Annotated in this window: 19 protein-coding genes; 9 read left to right on the plus strand and 10 right to left on the minus strand. The window is 42.3% G+C overall.

Annotated elements, in window-relative coordinates; translation table 11 throughout:
* Positions 1–76 precede the first annotated feature (76 nt).
* The 5 genes from CWB60_RS01160 to CWB60_RS01180 form a co-directional block, all read right to left on the minus strand.
* Positions 77–1732, minus strand: coding sequence for an amidohydrolase (locus tag CWB60_RS01160; protein WP_138576898.1), 1656 nt, complete (start codon positions 1730–1732; stop codon positions 77–79).
* Between the two features lie 131 nt (positions 1733–1863).
* Positions 1864–2100 carry an EF-hand domain-containing protein gene (locus tag CWB60_RS01165; protein ID WP_004586100.1) on the minus strand — a complete coding sequence of 79 codons (237 nt, stop codon included), beginning with the start codon at positions 2098–2100 and terminating at the stop codon, positions 1864–1866.
* Positions 2101–2108: 8 nt separating this feature from the next.
* Positions 2109–2345, minus strand: a complete 237-nt coding sequence (locus tag CWB60_RS01170) for an EF-hand domain-containing protein (protein WP_024033183.1) — start codon at positions 2343–2345, stop codon at positions 2109–2111.
* Positions 2346–2633: 288 nt separating this feature from the next.
* Positions 2634–2861 (minus strand): EF-hand domain-containing protein, encoded by a 228-nt coding sequence (locus tag CWB60_RS01175; RefSeq protein ID WP_029773904.1) that lies wholly within the window; start codon positions 2859–2861, stop codon positions 2634–2636.
* A gap of 25 nt (positions 2862–2886) precedes the next feature.
* Positions 2887–3120, minus strand: coding sequence for an EF-hand domain-containing protein (locus CWB60_RS01180; protein WP_004586103.1), 234 nt, complete (start codon positions 3118–3120; stop codon positions 2887–2889).
* Between the two features lie 301 nt (positions 3121–3421).
* Here CWB60_RS01180 and CWB60_RS01185 point away from each other — a divergent pair, with 301 nt between their 5' ends.
* From CWB60_RS01185 to CWB60_RS01200, 4 genes are read left to right on the plus strand one after another with little or no spacing between them, the layout of a single operon-like run.
* Positions 3422–4876: a sensor histidine kinase gene (locus tag CWB60_RS01185; RefSeq protein WP_096739158.1), complete on the plus strand. Its 1455-nt coding sequence runs from the start codon at positions 3422–3424 to the stop codon at positions 4874–4876.
* Between the two features lies 1 nt (position 4877).
* Complete coding sequence (locus CWB60_RS01190; protein WP_029773902.1) at positions 4878–5399, plus strand: hypothetical protein; 522 nt, start codon at positions 4878–4880, stop codon at positions 5397–5399.
* 2 nt (positions 5400–5401) lie between these two features.
* Positions 5402–6751, plus strand: a complete 1350-nt coding sequence (locus CWB60_RS01195; RefSeq protein ID WP_138576896.1) for a sigma 54-interacting transcriptional regulator — start codon at positions 5402–5404, stop codon at positions 6749–6751.
* Positions 6752–6771: 20 nt separating this feature from the next.
* Positions 6772–7272 (plus strand): DUF1543 domain-containing protein, encoded by a 501-nt coding sequence (locus tag CWB60_RS01200; protein ID WP_138576894.1) that lies wholly within the window; start codon positions 6772–6774, stop codon positions 7270–7272.
* Positions 7273–7280: 8 nt separating this feature from the next.
* Here CWB60_RS01200 and CWB60_RS01205 read toward each other — a convergent pair whose 3' ends face one another.
* Positions 7281–7508: a hypothetical protein gene (locus CWB60_RS01205; RefSeq protein WP_004586108.1), complete on the minus strand. Its 228-nt coding sequence runs from the start codon at positions 7506–7508 to the stop codon at positions 7281–7283.
* Positions 7509–7633: 125 nt separating this feature from the next.
* On the opposite strand from CWB60_RS01205, the gene CWB60_RS01210 reads away from it, so the two are divergent.
* The gene (locus CWB60_RS01210) at positions 7634–8884 is read left to right on the plus strand and encodes a multifunctional CCA addition/repair protein (RefSeq protein WP_029773901.1); all 1251 of its coding nucleotides are present in this window, start codon (positions 7634–7636) and stop codon (positions 8882–8884) included.
* 8 nt (positions 8885–8892) lie between these two features.
* Here CWB60_RS01210 and CWB60_RS20710 read toward each other — a convergent pair whose 3' ends face one another.
* From CWB60_RS20710 to pdsR, 3 genes are all read right to left on the minus strand, one after another.
* On the minus strand, positions 8893–9057 hold the full coding sequence (locus tag CWB60_RS20710) for a hypothetical protein (protein WP_024033174.1): 165 nt from the start codon (positions 9055–9057) through the stop codon (positions 8893–8895).
* A gap of 141 nt (positions 9058–9198) precedes the next feature.
* A complete protein-coding gene (pdsS, locus tag CWB60_RS01215) occupies positions 9199–11334 on the minus strand; it encodes a proteobacterial dedicated sortase system histidine kinase (RefSeq protein ID WP_138576892.1) in 2136 nt (711 codons plus the stop codon).
* A complete protein-coding gene (gene pdsR / locus CWB60_RS01220; RefSeq protein WP_004586111.1) occupies positions 11334–12023 on the minus strand; it encodes a proteobacterial dedicated sortase system response regulator in 690 nt (229 codons plus the stop codon). Before pdsR ends, pdsS begins: the two co-directional genes overlap by 1 nt.
* Before the next feature lie 200 nt (positions 12024–12223).
* On the opposite strand from pdsR, the gene pdsO reads away from it, so the two are divergent.
* Genes pdsO through CWB60_RS01235 form a run of 3 tightly spaced genes read left to right on the plus strand, consistent with a single transcriptional unit; the run spans position 12224 to position 15580 of the window.
* Positions 12224–12955 (plus strand): sortase-associated OmpA-like protein PdsO, encoded by a 732-nt coding sequence (gene pdsO, locus CWB60_RS01225; RefSeq protein ID WP_138576890.1) that lies wholly within the window; start codon positions 12224–12226, stop codon positions 12953–12955.
* A gap of 46 nt (positions 12956–13001) precedes the next feature.
* Positions 13002–14984 (plus strand): marine proteobacterial sortase target protein, encoded by a 1983-nt coding sequence (locus CWB60_RS01230; protein WP_138576888.1) that lies wholly within the window; start codon positions 13002–13004, stop codon positions 14982–14984.
* Positions 14981–15580 (plus strand): class GN sortase, encoded by a 600-nt coding sequence (locus tag CWB60_RS01235; protein WP_138576886.1) that lies wholly within the window; start codon positions 14981–14983, stop codon positions 15578–15580. The genes CWB60_RS01230 and CWB60_RS01235 overlap by 4 nt, the downstream gene beginning before the upstream one ends.
* On the opposite strand, the gene CWB60_RS01240 is transcribed toward CWB60_RS01235, so the two are convergent.
* Entirely contained in the window at positions 15469–16434 is a 966-nt protein-coding gene (locus CWB60_RS01240; RefSeq protein WP_138576884.1) for a DMT family transporter, read from the minus strand. The two genes, CWB60_RS01235 and CWB60_RS01240, sit on opposite strands and share 112 nt — an antisense overlap.
* Before the next feature lie 116 nt (positions 16435–16550).
* On the opposite strand from CWB60_RS01240, the gene proB reads away from it, so the two are divergent.
* Positions 16551–17654 carry a glutamate 5-kinase gene (gene proB / locus CWB60_RS01245; protein ID WP_138576882.1) on the plus strand — a complete coding sequence of 368 codons (1104 nt, stop codon included), beginning with the start codon at positions 16551–16553 and terminating at the stop codon, positions 17652–17654.
* The last annotated feature ends 250 nt before the right edge of the window (positions 17655–17904 follow it).

Below are 17904 nucleotides of genomic sequence, written 5' to 3' on the forward strand. Positions count from 1 at the left end.
ATCGACACACTTTTTAATTACTTTAGTAAATATCCATAATTACTTTGTTTATTTTTAAGTTTGTATGCTTTATAAGCTATTCTTTTTTAAAGCGTAATTCTCCAGCTACCCAACTCTGTAAAACCTGTGTTTTATAAATCTCATCGACAGGGACTTTAAAGTAGTCTTTGTCTATTAAAATAAAGTCTGCCCATTTTCCGTTTTCTAAGCTGCCTATTTTAAACTCTTGGTGCGCTGCATACGCGCCGCCGAGGGTAAACGCTCTTAAGGCTTGTTCGCGGCTTAGCACTTCGCTTGCGCGCCAGCCGTTCTCAGGCAGCATATTATGATCCATACGGGTAATGGCTGAATACAAGCCATCAAAAGGGTTTGCCAGCTCTACAGGGTAGTCAGAGCCTGCTGCAATCACAGAGCCTTGCTTTAAAAATGTTTGCCATGCATATGCACCTTGTAATTGGTTATCGGTTAAGCGCTGCTGAGCCATATGCATATCTGAGGTGGCATGCACAGGCTGCATAGATGGAATGATTTTAAGTGCTTTAAAACGTGGAATATCATCAGGGGTGACTATTTGCGCGTGTTCAATACGGTTACGCAGTAACATACCGCCTGTTTGCTTAAACACGTTTTGATACGCGTCAAGTACCACTTTATTTGCCTTATCACCAATTGCATGGGTGTTGGCGCTAAAGCCATTTTTAAAGCTTAAAGTAAATAATTCTTCAAGCTTAGCTTGGGTTTCTAGCATTAGGCCGTGGTGGTTTTTTCTATCTGCGTAGTCATCAATTAGCGCAGCCCCGCGCGAGCCTAATGCGCCATCGGCATATACTTTTACACTGCGGATAGACATAAACGATGCAGCATCTTGATAGCGCCCTGCCTTAAGCATGTGCTTTAAATCAGGGCTAGCAGCACTTAGCATAGCGACAATTCTTAGTGGCAAATTACCTTGCTCGCTGCGCTCTTTGTAAACTTCCCAGGTGGTTTTATCAATACCGGCATCGTGAGTAGAGGTAATGCCTAAGCTTAATAAGTGCGCGCCTGCGGCATCTAGCGAGTCGCTTATAGCTTGTTTTGAAGGAGCGCTCATATGCTGGGTAATTAACGACTCGGCCTTATCAACAAAAATACCGGTTGGATTGCCAAATTCATCTTTAATAATCTCGCCGCCGTCAGGGGCTTGAGTGGCTGCGGTAATACCGGCCAGCTCTAAGGCTTTGCTGTTAACCCAAATTGCATGGCTGTCAACGCGCGAAAGTACCACTGGACGGTCATTGACTACTTTGTCTAAGTCTTTGGCGGTAGGAAAGCGCGTGTCGCTCCACAGCTCTTGGTTCCAGCCTCGTCCTAATATCCAGCCTTGTTTATTTTTTGCAAATTGTTCTAGCTTTGTGGTTATTTCAGCGACCGATTTAGCGCCGCGTACATCAAGTTGCGATAAGTTATCGCCAAGGCCAATTACATGCCCGTGAGCGTCAATCAACCCTGGCAGTAACGTATTACCTTTGGCATCAATAAGTGTGGCATCAGGAAAAGTGTTTTTAAGCGTATCATCTCCAGTTTTAACAACTTTACCGTTTTTAATCACTAAAGTAGAAAACGTTTGTATACCACCTTGGTATAAGGGAGTGTAACCATTAGCGTTGTAAATGACCTGCGTTTGCGCAATCGCAGTGCTGCTTACAAATAAGCCGGCAAGCAGTAGTGGGTTAAATAATGTTTTGAGTTGCATAAGTTGGTTATTTTTTATTGTTAGTAAAATAACCCTAGCAAACTCACTTTTAGAATACCAATATGTTGAGGTAGATAGCTTAAAAGCGTAAGGGCTGTTAAAAATTTAGCGCTTACGCTTATAAAAAAGAGTTACTTACTGGCGTATATGCCATATTCCGAAAGGGTAAGTCTGCCGTCTTTATCTTTATCATAACTTGAAAAACGCGACCAAAGGGCGGGATCAATGGCAGTTTCTGAACGGGTTAAAAAGCCATCGTGGTTACGGTCAAACTTTTCAAATTTATCGGCAACTTCTGTACTTTGGCCAAGGCTTACATCGCTAAAAAGGCCCAGCGCAACAAGCGCTAAATAGCTTACGGTCTTCATACTTATACTCAGTAAAGGTTATTGGTTAAATAGTCTTTAAACTCAAGAAGCGAGATTTGTTTGTCTTGGTTTTTATCCCAGCGAGTAAAGGTGCTGAGTAGCTGAGGCTGTGGCTCTAATTCGTCTTCTGTTAAGAAGCCGCTTTTATTGGCATCAAGGTGATCAAAACGTTGTTTAACATCTAACGCAACAGCATTAAAGCTGATCATAGTAATAGCGATAACACTAAAAAAAACACACTTCATGGTTTTCCTTCCAACATACAGTGTTTGTAGATTAATAAAAAAAGCACTTGCCATAATTTAACTTCCCAACATTAAATCCGTTTACACATTCCCTCAGGGATTATGGCAAATGCTTTTGAAACCTACCTTACTAGGTAAAAGCTTAAGTAAAACTTAATTAACTTCAGCTGTGGATAATAAATCTATTTTAAGCAGCCCGTTTAGCGCTAACTGATTAAAATTTCTAGCCAGAGAAAAAGATTTAAATATCGTTACTATTGAGTTTGTTATTAAAGCGCTTAATCACAATTAAGGTTTAAAATTTTGAAACTCTTCTTTAGAAATTTTCTTGTCTTGGTTTTCATCTAAATCGGCAAATTGCCTCATTACTTCTTTATCTTGTTTGGCTTCTGCAAGCGATACTGCTCCATCCATATCTTTGTCTAAATGAGCAAAGCGAATGTTGACAGAAGAGGCTAAAGCCGTGGCGCTAATGGCTAAAAACATTAATGTAAATGCTGCGATAAGTTGTTTCATAATCATGTTCCTTAATTAAATGAATTTACTGAATAAACTTTTTGAATTCACTTAGCGACAACTGGCCATCTTGGTTAGTGTCTATTTGTGAAAAGTTTTCGTGTAGTACGGCATCTTCACCCGCTTCTGATTCGCTAAGTGTGCCGTTACTGTCTTTATCTAGCTCATTAAAAGTAGCTTGAACGTCCATAGCTATTGCATCTGTGCCCATAAACCCAAAAGCCAGCATGGGTAAAATTACTAAAAAGCGGTTGTTCATTTAATTTCCTTATTGATTAAAGTTGCACTCACTATTACAAAAATAGTGCCAATTTAAATAGGTGTTTAAAATCAATGGTTTATAATATTTTTGTGGCGTTGGTCGGAATTTTTTACTTAAATGTGTGTTATTTTTGCAACAGGCGGTACGTGCTATTAGTCGTTAATAGAGTTATCAATAGCTTAGTGTGTTGCTAAATGGCAACAAGTGGATATATTGGGTTAAATATAGAAGTTGATTCAGCGAGAGTATAAGGTAAGTAACTAAAATAGGGCGCTTAAAATAATAAAAGGAAATGATAATGCCTGTAACGTTGGCTAAAAAGTATCGTGCAATGCTTAATTGGCGGCCTAACTTAATAGGTCAGTTTATAATTAGTATGCTGCTGTCGTTACTGCCGCTTAGTTTAGTGGTTATTGTTTTTTTAAATGCGTTAAACAAACAGCTCGCTGTTACCCAGCTTATTGTCAGTAATAATTACCAAGTTACTAAGTCGTTTAATTTTTTAAAGCAAGAGCTTAATAGTCTAGAGCGGGCAACGCGACAAAACTGGGTGCTAAAAAGCGAGTCGCTCGACACGTTAATAAACGAAAAATGGCAATCCTCCTTACAAACAATCGACACGCTCAGCCAAGCCAGTGCCACACAGCAATACACTATGCAGTGGCGCCGCTTAGCAACAACATTGCGTAGTACTCATCAAGCTTTAATTGAAAATAACCAACAAGATGCTGCATTGTTTGTGCCTATTAGCGATTTAGTGGCTGAGCTTACTGTGTGGTTGCGCGATACGAATGCAGCGCAAATACAAAACAACCAAAGTGAATTAAGTACTTTACAAAGCTCGTTTATTAACTGGTTAGTGGCACTTATTCCGCTTACTTTACTAGTGGGTGGAGGCTTTTTATGGCGCATAAGTAAACGTTTAAAAGGGCTTACGTCGGTAATAGATAAACTAGGGCAAGGCCACTGGCAGCAAAAAATTGCAGTGCAAGGCTCAAGTGAGCTGGTGGAATTAGGCGAAAAACTACAATGGGTGCAAGAGCAGTTACATATGCTTGAACAACAAAAAGATACCTTTTTACGCCATGTAACCCACGAGCTTAAAACGCCGTTGGCTTCAATGGTCGAGGGCACCGATTTACTTAGCGATGAAATAGTCGGCCCCATTACAAAAGAGCAGCAAGCTGTACTGGAGCTTATTAGCCAATCTATGGTGCGTCTGCGCACTATGATTGACAGCCTACTTAGTTATAACGCTATCAGAACCAGTAAAGACAGCGTTAGCGAAGTCGAATTTGGCAATTTAATAAATAAAATAAACAGCCATTTTGAGCACCGCTTAACGGCTAAGCAGCAACGCTTAAATTGGCACAACAGCATAACAAAACAGCCACTTGCATTACCCGCAGAGCTGATAGAAATGACCCTCATTCAGCTCATTTCTAATGCGTTAAAATTTTCAAATACAGGGCAAAGTGTTGATGTAACCTTAGCACTTGAGCAAAAGCTATTAATAATGCAAGTGCGCGACGAAGGCTGTGGTATTAAAGAGCAAGAAAAAACCCAGATATTCAGCGCATTTTACCAAGGCAAGCATAATAAAGATGTTACGCTGCAAGGCAGTGGCTTAGGTTTAACCATAGTAAAAGAGTCGGTTGAGCAGTTACAAGGCCAGCTTAGTGTTGAGCATAACCAGCCCCAAGGCTGCTTATTTACAATAAAAATACCTTTAACTAATCAAGGAGTTTTATAGCATGCGTACGCGTTTAATAGCTATTTTATGTGTGCTCAGTAGTACGGTTGTTTTAGCTGGGTGTGAAACAAATAACACACAAACAGCAGCAGTGTCGCAGGAGGTTGAGCCTGCAAAAAATGCGGTGCCAAATCCTAAAAAGCGCCCTAAAAGTGACCCCGTTTACCCCAGCGCAGAACGTGTTGTTGCATGGCATGCTAATCAATGTGGCGGTTTTAAAGTAAAGCCAAGCCTACATACTTATTTAGGTGAAAAAGAGCTAAAACGTTTTTTTAAATTCATGTGTGTTAACACCTCAAGTGCGCCAGAGGAGGTAATGACACGATTACAAAAACTCGATTTAGCCTACTTTTGGCCTGAGCCAATAAAACAATATTTATGGCTTCAAAAGCAACATGTTACTCGGCAAATAAATGCCCTAAAAGAGCAGCAGGCGTTAAATGACAAAATGCAGCAAACGTTATCGTCTTTAGCCACAATAGAGCAGCAGCTGTTACTACGCGAAGACACTAAGGAGCAGTAATTATGGCAACACACACACCACAAGGTGCAAAAGTATTACTCGTTGATGACGATGCAAGTTTACTTAAATTACTCGCGCTAAGAATCGAGTCTAAAGGGTATGACGTAACAACCTGCGAAAGCGGCATACTTGCATTACAAATTCTTAAAAACCAAGTGTTTGATGCAGTTATAACGGACCTGCGTATGGACGAAATGGACGGTATGGCCTTACATCGCCAATTACAAAGCCGCTACCCAGCGCTGCCGGTTATAATGATGACAGCGCATGGCTCTATACCCGATGCGGTGGAGGCGACAAAACAAGGTATTTTTGCGTTTATCACAAAACCGGTAGATAAAGACGAGCTGTTTGACAGCCTAGCCAAAGCCATTGAAATACATGGCGTAAACGCAGAAGAATCGCCCCAAAAAAGCAATATAGTAACGCGCAGTGGCGCTATGTTACACCTCCTTGAGCAAGTAAAATTACTGGGGCCAACCCAAGTAAATGTACTTATTTCTGGCGCCAGCGGTACCGGTAAGGAGCTGCTGGCTCAGGCGATTCATCAACACAGCTATGTAAGCGAAGGACCTTTTGTGGCCATTAACTGTGGCGCAGTGCCTGGGGAGCTTTTAGAGTCAGAATTATTTGGCCATAAAAAAGGCGCCTTTACAGGGGCGGTGAAAGATCACCAAGGTTTATTTCAGCAAGCTCAAGGCGGCACCTTATTTTTAGATGAAATTGGCGATATGCCGCTTAATTTACAAGTTAAGTTACTGCGTGTACTGCAAGAAAAAACCATACGCCCGGTGGGCTTTCAGGAAGAAATTCCTATTGATGTGCGCATTGTATCGGCCACTCACAAAAATTTACCCGATGCGATTAGCAACCAACAATTTAGGGAAGATTTATACTACCGCCTAAATGTTGTTAATTTAAAATTACCGCCGCTGTGTGAGCGCCGAGAAGACATAAGCCTGCTTGCCCAGCACTTTAGCGCAAGTATTGCTAAACGTATGAACCAAAAAGAAAAGCGCTTTGCAAACGATGCCATGCATGCACTAGTACGTTACGACTGGCCTGGGAATATACGCCAGTTACAAAATGTTGTAGAGCAAGTGGTCGCATTGAGCGCCAGCGAGGTAATTTCTGCGCACTTAGTGTTAAACGCACTTAACTCAAACCAAGCCAGTGCAGAGCCGCTTTCTCTAAATGATGCCAAAAAAGAGTTTGAGCGCGATTATGTAATAAACACCCTAAAAATGGCCGGTGGTAACGTAGCTGAAGGTGCAAAGCTTGCCAAACGTAATCGTTCGGATTTTTATAAGTTAATAAAAAAACACAATATTGATGTCGATAATTTAGTGTAATTTAAGAGTAAGGTTATTAAATGCAGTTATTTATGGTGTATCTGGGCGGGCGAATTCAAGGCTGCCACATAGAAATGCACGATATTCGCTTTGTCGTAGGGCAAAGCATTGAGCAAACTTATTCAAAGCTAAAAAGCCAATGGGTGGGCGATAAAAACAATGTGCATATGGACAGCTACATGGCAATTAACCATATCGACGGTTATAAAGTAGAAGTCGTTGATACCTACGTTGAGCAAAATAAGCAGCTGTACTTTGTTAATTTAGGCGCTTACAGAAGTGACTCTATGGCAGAGCAACACGACTTTGCATTGTATGTTGCCAGTAGCGCAGCAGAGGCCAAGCAGCGCGCTAAAAGCGATTTGCTTGCAGGCCTTAGCCATATTCATAAAGATGATTTACATGATGTAGATGACTGCTTTGCTATAGACCTGCTCGACAGCCAACTAAATATTAAGCTTACGCCAAGTGGGCATACTCAACCAATAAAACCAGATTGGTTTGGGTATTATATTCTTTAACAGTAAAATTAAGAGTCTTGCTCGCTTTGCTCATTGGCTTCGCTTTTAGCTGCCATTTTAAATGCCACAATAACTAGGCCAAACATCGCAAAGGGCAGCGCTGCCAACATGTATTCAACCATGTTGCTATCTTGAAAGTTAGCCTGTAGTAAAAAGTGACCCGCCACGCACATTACAATAACCACAAGTAATATAGGCAGTAGCATAAGTTCTTTTTTTGATGAATGATTTTTCATTGAATGTAAGGCTATGGCTTAAAATAAAGCGCTATTGTAATGAGCTTATTTAAGCTTGGCAAACTATGGTGATTTTAATGGTATGATCGACATCAAATAACCACCCAGTGTGATTAGGATAAACAGTGAAACACAACCTTAAGCAAGTTTACCTTGTTGGTGGCGCGGTACGCGACCAGCTACTTAATATAGCATCAAAAGATAACGATTATGTTGTTATAGGCGAAACACCCCAAACTATGGAGTCGCTTGGTTTTGTGCCTATAGGAAGTGATTTTCCGGTTTATTTACACCCAAAAACAAAAGAAGAATACGCCTTGGGTCGCACCGAGCGAAAAAGCGGTAAAGGGTATACCGGCTTTGTGGTAGATGCCAGCCCTAATGTCACCCTTGAAGAAGATTTAGCACGGCGCGATTTAACCATAAACTCAATGGCACTTGATGAAAACGGTACCGTTATTGACCCTTTCAATGGCCAAAGCGATTTACACAATAAAATACTGCGCCACACCACAGAAGCCTTTGTAGAGGACCCGGTAAGGGTATTACGCATAGCGCGTTTTTTAGCACGCTACGGAAGCGAATGGCGTATTCATCCAAGTACTTATGCATTAATGCGCGAGCTTAAAAACAAAGGTGAGCTTAATCATTTAGTGCCCGAGCGCGTATGGCTCGAAACCGAAAAAGCGCTGGGTGAAAAACACCCTGAACTGTATTTTCAAGCATTACATGGCTTAGGTATTTTCCCTGAAATAGAGAGTATGCAAGGGGTGCCGCAACCTGCAAACCACCACCCTGAAGGCGATGTGTTTGTTCATACTATGTTGGTACTTAGGCGAGCTGCCGATTTAAATTTTAATTTAGAAACACGGTTTGCGGCACTCACTCATGATTTTGGTAAGGCCCTGAGCTTTAAAAAACGCGGTAATTTACGCGGCCATGAACGCGAAGGGGTAGCCGTAGTAGAAAAGTTTTGTGAGCGTTTAAAAGTGCCTAATCGTTTTCGTGATATTGGCGTACTCACCAGCGATAATCACACCTTATGCCATACGCTGGAGCAATTAAGGCCACAAACGATTCATAAATTAATTGTCACTAATTTAAATGCTTTAGTGCACCCAGAGCGATTTATTGCGTTTACCCAAGCATGCCAATGTGATGCGCAAGGGCGCGGAGAAACACTTGTAAATAAGCCCTATCCGCAAGGGGCTAAGCTGCGTGCAATTTTTAATGAATTACAAAAAATGGATAAAAAACAGGTGGTGCAAACTGCACTTAAAAATGGCAAAAAAGGCCCAGAAATAGGCGAAGAGGTAAAACTGGCAGAAATAAACTGCATTAAAGCGTTTTTACAAAACGAGCAAGCAACGCAATAGGCAATACCCTAGCTGAGGTATTCAGATACGCCTTCGTTTTTCACTTGTTCTGGCTGTCGTAAGTTTTTATATGTAGAGGTGGCAGGCTCTGAAGGTAAGCTAGGTGCTTGTTCTTGGGGCCTGTATAGATCAAAAATAAATTCGATCTCTTCACGCTCAAGTGGGTTGTTCATGATCTATTCTCCTTAATTAGCGTTCAGGGTATGGCCGTTTGACTGAATTAAAAGTGAATAGTTACATTTTAAGTTGTAGTAAATTGTAATCGATGTGCAAAAAATAAGGGCGGTTCAGCAAGGCGCCACTTTATGCACAGCCTAGCTTTGTAAAGGCAGGGTTACTTTAAACACCACGCCATTACCGCACTCGTTGTTTTGCGCAGTGACACTGCCTTTATGGTAATCACACACCAGCCTTACAATATAAAGCCCCAAGCCTAAGTGCGGTTGTTGCTGCATTTGCTGGCTACGCACCGACACCATAGAATCAAAAATATGCTCAGTTAGCCCTTCAGGCAGGGCGGGGCCTGTATTACTCACTGTTAATATTGCTTTATTTTCGCTCTGCTTAAGACCTACATTAATAGCTGTATTTGCTTCACTAAATTCCAGCGCATTATTAATAAGCTTATCAAGTAGCTGAGCTATAAATTCGGGAGCTCCTTGCATAGGTAAAGGGCTTTGGCATACATCAAGCTCAAATAACTGCTCTGGGTAAGTAAGCTGGAAGCCTTGCATACAGCCATTAATTACTTTTTGTAAATCAAACGGCTCGCTCTCGTTGCTTTGAATGCTTTGTTCAAGGCGCGTGGCTTCGCTCATGGTGGTTATTATTTTACCTAAGCGCTCAACCCCTTCACTTGCTCGCTCTAGGTATTTTTGGCTAAGCTCATTTTGCTCCAAGCTTTGTAGGTTTTCTAAAGAAGAGCGAACCACAGCCACCGGTGTACGTAGCTCATGAGATAACCGCGATGACATATTTTCTAAATAATTAGTGTACCCGCCTAAGCGGCCAACTATATTGGCAAAACTTCGCGAAAGGTCGCCTATTTCATCGTTTGAGTCGCTGTAATTAATACTGCCGGTAATGCGCCCTTGGGCATCAATGGCTTGCTCTGCGGTGTCGCGCAGTCGCCTAATGCGGCTCGAAATACGCGAGGCAAAAAAGAACAACGTAACGGTGCCAATTAGCATCACCGCTAAAATAACGTTAAAAAGCTTTTCGAGCGACTTATTACGCAGGGTGCGAACACCGTTAGTGGTTTCCTCGGCGATTACTGCGCCAATCACTTTATCTTCTATCCAAATAGGGTAAGCCGCCGATAAAATAACGGCTTTACTGTCGGGCGTTAATCGCCAAGATGACGCTGGTTGCCCCTTCAGTGCCTTAGCTAAATGCGTGCCTTGCATTGAGGCAACATCGTGCAGGGTATCTAAAAATTCGTTTTCGGGGCGAGTTAAAATTTTATAATAAAGCGGGTGCAAATACGTTTGCTCAAAGCGTTGCCAGGCATTTTTAGGCGGTTGGTTTTTAAGGCCGTCGGCCCATACGCCATCGGCATTTTGAATTGTGCCCGACTGCGCTAATACGCGATGATGATTATCAACCACCCAAATACGGCTACCACTGTGACCCATGCCTTTTAAGATTCGGTTAATTTCTGGTGAGGGCACCAATACCGAGCCTAAATCGCTTGGGTTATTTAAATTAGAGGTCGACATTGTTTTAAAATCGAGCGGTGCTTTTTTTGTATCAATATCGACCACGGCAAAGCCTAGCTTGTTACCAAGCATATTTATAGGAAAGCGCAGCTCTACGTTATATCCCGATTCAGTGCGTATAAAATAGCCCTGAATTTTTGTAAACGGTGTTTTGGTATTAGCATCAAACGCATTTACCCAGCCATCTTGGCGTGGGGCAATAATGTACGTATTAAAATCTCCGGCTGGGCTTTTTAGGCCAATTATTAAATGGTCGTTATTAGTAATGCTTAAACTATTTTTAGCACGATATACAAGGTGATCGTCAGTTACTTTAAACACGGCATATAAATAGTTATCAAACTTGCCAACCATATGATCAAACGATAAATCCTCAGCTTTATGTTCCTTGTCTGCTTTTTGTAAATAGCGTTTATCGTAATGCCAAAAGAGTGGTTGATAGCTTTGCCAGTCGCTCAGTTTGCCATCGAGTTGAATGGCGTTTTTAAGATTGTACGCATATAAGTCGCGCCCTTTTACTACCTGGTCTAAAAAATTGGTTTGCTCATCAAAAAGTGCTGGGCGCTCATGCAGGGCGGTGGCGAGCGCCCGTGTGGTGCCTACGAGGGTTTTTTCTTGGCCTTGGCGTAAAAACTTTTCCATTTCCCACACGTACTCGTAGCCAAGCCAAGGCAGTAAAAACAAAAAACACGACAGTAATATAAATTTACTGCGCAGGCCAAATCGTAACATTAGCGTTGTTCCCACCTGTAGCCCATGCCATACACCGTATCTATGCAGTCAAAGTTGTTATCAAGGGCGATAAACTTTTTACGAATGCGTTTTACATGCGAAGTGATAGTGCTGTCGTCTACGTAAATTTTTGCATCGCTCATTAAATCGTTACGGCTTTTTACATGGCCTGGGCGCTGCGCAAGTGAGTGCAACATCCAAAATTCGGTCACGGTTAAATCAACCAATTGCTGCTGCCAAAATACTTGCATGCGCTGGGTGTCGAGCGTTAACTGGCCGCGTGTAATTAATGCATTGGCATCGGCGGGTTGCTCAAGCGCTTCCATGCGTCTAAATAGCGCGCCTATTCTGGCAGCCAAGTGGGCTAAGCTAATATCTTTTGTTAGGTAGTCATCGGCGCCCATACGCAGGCCACACACGGTATCTATTTCGCTATCGCGGGCGGTTAAAAAAATAATAGGCAGTGTTTTAGAAAGCGTACGCAAGGTTTGGCAAAGTAAAAAACCGCCGTCTATTTCGTGGCCTAAACCAATATCAACAATGGCTAAATCGGGTAGGGCGTCTTTAAATGCAATCTCTGCGCTGACACGGTTAGCAAAACCACTTACCTGGTAACCCTGGGCGCTAAGCATTTCAATATAGTTTTCGCGGATGGCGGTTTCATCTTCAATGATGGCTATTTTTTTCATTCTACTCACCCTTATTTATTTTAAAACGCACTATATCGAAGTTTTTCAGTTATGTACGGTTAAAAAGGCAATTGCCATTTTTTTGCCACAATTGCTCAGCGGTTTGCCATTTTTGCTCCCCTTTGTTGCCACTTGCAGCTGTTTTAATACAACCATCAAAACAAAACATCACAAATTAAAACAAGTTTAAGGATTACATTATGAAGAAGACATTAATCGCATTAACGCTAGTAGCCACAGTGTGTACACCTGCATTTGCAGCAGCCGCTAACACCCCTTCTAAAGAAGCACATAAAGAAACCGCCATCGGCTTAGGTACTGGCGCCATTATTGGTGGTGTCGTTGGTGGGCCAATTGGTGCTTTTATTGGCGCATTTGCCGGGGGCTTAATTGGTGATTCAAAAGTAGCGGATGACAAAATTGCCCAGCAGCAGAGAGCAATAACAGTGATGCAGCAAAAAACCAGTGACTACCAACAGGTACTTAATCAAAACAATAGGCTAGAGCAGCAGTTAGATGTACTGACTAATCAAAATGAGCAGTTAACACAATCACAAATAAATAACTTACTTGCCATGACAGTACAATTTAAAACCGGCTCAAGTGATATTGCCCCGCACTTTGCTACGCAGTTAAACCAGCTTGTGGTGCTGTTAAAAAATCAGCCGCAACTCGCATTAGATTTAAGTGGCTTTGCCGATCAGCGCGGTGATGAGCAAGCGAACCTTTTATTGTCTAAAAAACGTGTAAACGCAGTGCAAAGTTACCTTATAAAGCACGGTATTAGCCATGCACGTTTAAGTGCGCACGCTTTTGGCGAGCAACAAACATTAGCGCGCAGCAATACCGTAGAAGATAACTTTTTTGATCGACGCGTAACGCTTACCACTCGCCCAATAAATCCAGCAAATGGCCAAACGGCAAGTAACTAAAGCCACTTTTATTTAAGTAAAGTTAAGCGTTCGATGGAGTGATTTTATGTTGAGTAACCCAACCAAAATGCTTACTAAAGTAAGCATTTTTATTTTCTTAGTGGGTGTGCTTCTACTTAGTTTTAATAGCCGTGCACAGTCGCCCAAGCTTGAACTTTTTGACAGCAGCGGCGCATCTGTCGCGCCGGCAATTATATTAAAAAGCGATGCTAACATGACCCTAACCGGGCTGATAAATCACGTGGTTGTTAAGCAAACTTATCAAAACGAAAATCCGTTTGCGGTAAATGCGCGTTATGTGTTTCCGCTACCTGATGAAAGCGCCGTACATGCGATGACGATGCGCATAGGTGAGCGAGTCATAAAAGGCCAAATAGATAAAAAAGTAGAGGCCGAAAAAAAGTATCAGGCAGCTAAAAATGCTGGCAAGCAAGCCGCACTTGTACGCCAGCAGCGCGCTAATATGTTTATTACTAACGTGGCAAATATAGGCCCTGGCGAGCAAATTGTGATAGAGCTTGAATACCAAGAGATCATTGATTACAGCAATGGCACATTTGCTATTCGCTTCCCAAGTACTATTACGCCGCGCTATCACACAATAAGCGCAAATATTGAAGCTGAGCAAACTAGCCTAACCCATGCACCACAAGGATGGTTAAGCCCTGTGTATAGCAAAACGCAGCACAGTGAGGCGCCAAACAGCCAATTTAGTTTAAATATTAATATAGATGTAGGCTTAGAGCTTGTAGATATAACGTCTAAATTTCATCGTGTAGAAGTACAAAACCCGGCCTTTGGGCAATATACGGTTGCTTTAAATGAGCAAACGGGGGCCAATCGCGACTTTGTACTTGAGTTTAAACCGCTGCAAAAAGAAAGCGCACAAGCAGCATTTTTTACCCAGCAGTTTGAAAACGGCGACCGGTACGGGCTTGCTATGCTAATGCCGCCAGCAGATCACTTTACACAAACGCAGCGCCTACCTCGCGAAATGGTGTTTGTTGTAGATACCTCAGGCTCTATGCACGGGCAATCTATGGAGCAAGCTAAAAAGGCCCTGTTTTATGCGCTGTCTTTGCTTGATAGCGACGACAGCTTTAACATTATTGGCTTTGATAACGTGGTTACCCCTATGAGCGATAAACCCCTTATTGCTAGTGACTTTAACTTACGCCGCGCTGAGCGCTTTATTTATAGCCTAGAGGCCGACGGTGGTACCGAAATACAAGGTGCACTTGATGCGGTACTTGATGGCAGCAGCTTTGAAGGCTTTGTACGCCAAGTGGTGTTTTTAACGGATGGGAGTGTGAGTAACGAAGATGCCTTATTTAAAAATATTCAGCGTAAATTGGGTGATAGCCGTTTATTTACTGTAGGCATTGGCAGTGCACCCAATAGCTTTTTTATGCGCCGCGCAGCTGATATAGGTAAAGGGTCATTTACGTTTATTGGCAGCACAAATGAGGTGCAGCCTAAAATGCAGCAGTTATTTGATAAGCTTGCTCATCCCGCTATCACTAATTTAGCACTGCGCGATGAAAGCACTCACAGTTTAGATTTTTGGCCATCTCCCTTGCCCGATTTATATTTTGGCGAGCCAATAATGGTGGCTATAAAACTAAATGATACGAATCAAATTACGCTTAGTGGGCAAACCGCTCAAGGCCCTTTAAATATAAAGCTAAGCGCACAAAATAGCGCCAGCGCAAAAGGGATTGATAAGCTGTGGGCGCGCCAAAAAATTAAATCGTTACTTTTGTATAATGACCGTCAGTCAGTTAAAAATGAGGTGCAGGGGCTTGCGCTCACACATCAACTACTGAGCCCGTTTACTGCTTTTATAGCTATTGAACACACTCAAATAAACGAGCCTGCAAAGCAAACGGCACTGGCTAAGAACGCAGCGCCACAAGGACTGGCTATGCGTTTACCACAAACCGATGGGCAAAGCCGACTGTACATATTGCTGGGCTGCATTTTATTACTTGGCTATGGCGCATTTAAAATAAACCGAGAGCTTAAATGAAAAAGTGGCTAAGTGCGGGCTTATTAATCGCCGGGCTGGGGCTGTTTTCTCATGGTGCTTATATGCAAGCCAAGGCATGGCTTGCCCAAGTATTAATAGAGCAGGCCTGGCAAGAGGCGCTTATTACGCCACACGCTCGCGTTAAACCGTGGTTTTACGCCGACAGCTTTGTAACCGCGCAGCTTAACTGGCCTGTGCATAATAAAGTGCTTAGCGTTTTAGCTGGGGCAAGTGGTCGTAATTTAGCATTTGCACCAAGCCACTTTTTACCAGGGGCAAAGCTTGGAGATAAACATGGCGGTGCGTTAATAGCGGGTCACAACGATACCCACTTTGCATTTTTAAAACACACCAAAGTGGGTGAAACGTTTACGCTGCAGCTGCAAAGTGGCGTAATACAGCATTATAAAGTGAAGGGGATTGAGGTTATTCATCAATCCCAGCAGGCGTTTTTACAAACCCCAGGGCTTTATTTATTAACCTGTTACCCTTTTGACTCGCTGGCACCGGGTACTGATTTAAGATGGCTTGTATCGGCTGAGTTGATAGGGTCATCGCCAGCTTCATTAAGCGGTATATCTACCACCAGCTCTTGATGTCGTTGGCTTATCATCACCCCTGCAAAAACAACAAATATACTCACCCATTGCCAAAAATCGAGTACCTCACCCAAAATAATAGCCGATAAAATAAGTGTAAAAATAGGAATTAAATTTGAATAAGCTGCAGCCGTTAATACCGACACTTTGCCAATTGCATAGTTATACATACCATAGCCACCTAAGGTGACAAACGAGCCTAAATACAAAATGCTCATAAGGGCGGTTAGGTCATGCTGGTTTTCGCTGGGTAAGTCGATAAAAAACAAAAACGGTGCAAAAAACACACTGCCGCTTATGCCTTGTAAAGCAATTAGCGTTAACGGCGAGTAGCGATTGGCTAAGTGCTTAATGCTAATGGTGTAAAACGCCGCGCATACCATGGCCATAAGCTCTAAAAAGTTACCCAATAATGGATTAGGGGCCTGATCGGTATTTGGTGAAAGCAAAGTAAGTAAAATACTGCCGCCAATACACAGGGTAAACCCAATCACAATGGCTTTACTTATATACTCTTTAAGCATAAAAAACGCCATCAACGCCACAATAATAGGCAAGCACGAAACAATAACTCCCGCCTGAGAGGCCGAGGTGTATTCCATTGCGTGGCCTTCAAATAAAAAGTACAAGCATGGCTCTGCGAGCGACATACCTAATAAGTACTTCCAATCGCCTTTTAAATACTCAAACCTAATTACATAACGCCATAAACAAAGCGATAAAACTAAAGTGGTTAGCATGCGTAAAAATATAACTAGTGCAGGGTCGTAAACGGCAATAGCATACTTAAGTGCAATAAAGGAGCTACCCCATAAAAAGGTGGCAATAATTAGGCATAAACTGGCTGGCATAAATGAAATTTTATCAAATTAAATTAACGCCGATCCTAGCATGAATAATTTTAACTTGTTCAAAAATACCGAGCTGGTATAAGTTTATTTATCTTTCATTTTAATAGTAAATAATAATGCATAGGGAACAGGTAATTGTTGTTAAGCTTGGTACAAGTGTATTGACCGGCGGCACTGATAAGTTAGATAAAGCCCATATGGTTGAGCTGGTTCGCCAATGTAGCGAATTAAAAAAGCAAGGCCACCAAGTTATATTAGTATCAAGTGGCGCGGTTGCTGCGGGTCGCGAACAACTTATTAAACCCTGTGGCCGCGGCCTAATAGATAAACAAATGTTGGCAGCCGTTGGACAAGGCCAGCTTATACATATTTGGCAAAGCTTATTTGCCTTGTATGGCATAAACGTAGGGCAAATGCTGCTTACCCGTGCAGACGTAGATGACCGCGAACGCTATTTAAATGCGCGCGATACCTTAAATGCGTTATTAAGCCACGATGTGGTGCCTATTATTAATGAAAACGACGCGGTAGCAACCGCCGAAATAAAAGTAGGCGATAACGATAATTTATCGGCGCTGGTGGCTATTTTAGCTAATGCCAATAAGCTATTACTGCTTACCGATCAAGAAGGTTTATTTACCAGCGATCCGCGCACAAATACCGATGCAAAACTGATTGACGAAGTCACTCATATAAACGATGAGTTACGCCAACTGGCTGGTGGTAGCGGTACAAGTTTAGGTACCGGCGGTATGGCCACAAAACTACAAGCCGCCGACGTAGCAAGGCGCGCAGGGGTAGAGGTTATTATTGCAAAAGGCGCTGGCAACAACGTTATTTTAAAATGCATGAGTGAGCAATTACCCGGCACGCGGTTTTTAAAACTTACTGCGCCAAAAGATGGCCGTAAAAAATGGCTAATGGCAGGGCCTAAAAGTACCGGCCAAATAATGATTGATAAAGGGGCTATTTCGGCGCTACAAAACAAAGGGGCAAGCCTGCTGGCAAAAGGTATAACCAATGCGTTTGGCCGTTTTGAGCGGGGCGACTTAATAGATTTAATAGACGCCAACAACCAAGTTATTGCACGAGGGTTAACACGTTTTAATCAAGTTGAAGTAAATAAAATTAAAGGTGCTCACTCAGAGCAAATAGGCGAACTACTCGACTTTGATAGTGGCGCTGTGGTGCTACACAGAGACGACTTAGTTTTGCTTTAGTTTTATTTAGCTTTTTTAAATAGCGCGTGTTGCGGCCGTATATTCGGTATTTAAGCAAGGCAGAGCCTATGTTGTGTTTAGAATAACTGGTTGTACAAAAACATAAATACAAAGCATAAATGCAAAGCATAGGCTGTTTTAGGCTCTGCTGTATGTAAGTTATTAAATAACAGCGCAGTAGTTATTGAGCTCACTAAGTTACTAAGCTCGCGCTACGATTTAATAGCGCTTAGCTAAAACAAACTTTAAT

Origin of the sequence: Pseudoalteromonas sp. S327 (genome assembly GCF_005886415.1) — a bacterium.
In the GTDB taxonomy this organism is placed as follows: domain Bacteria; phylum Pseudomonadota; class Gammaproteobacteria; order Enterobacterales; family Alteromonadaceae; genus Pseudoalteromonas; species Pseudoalteromonas atlantica.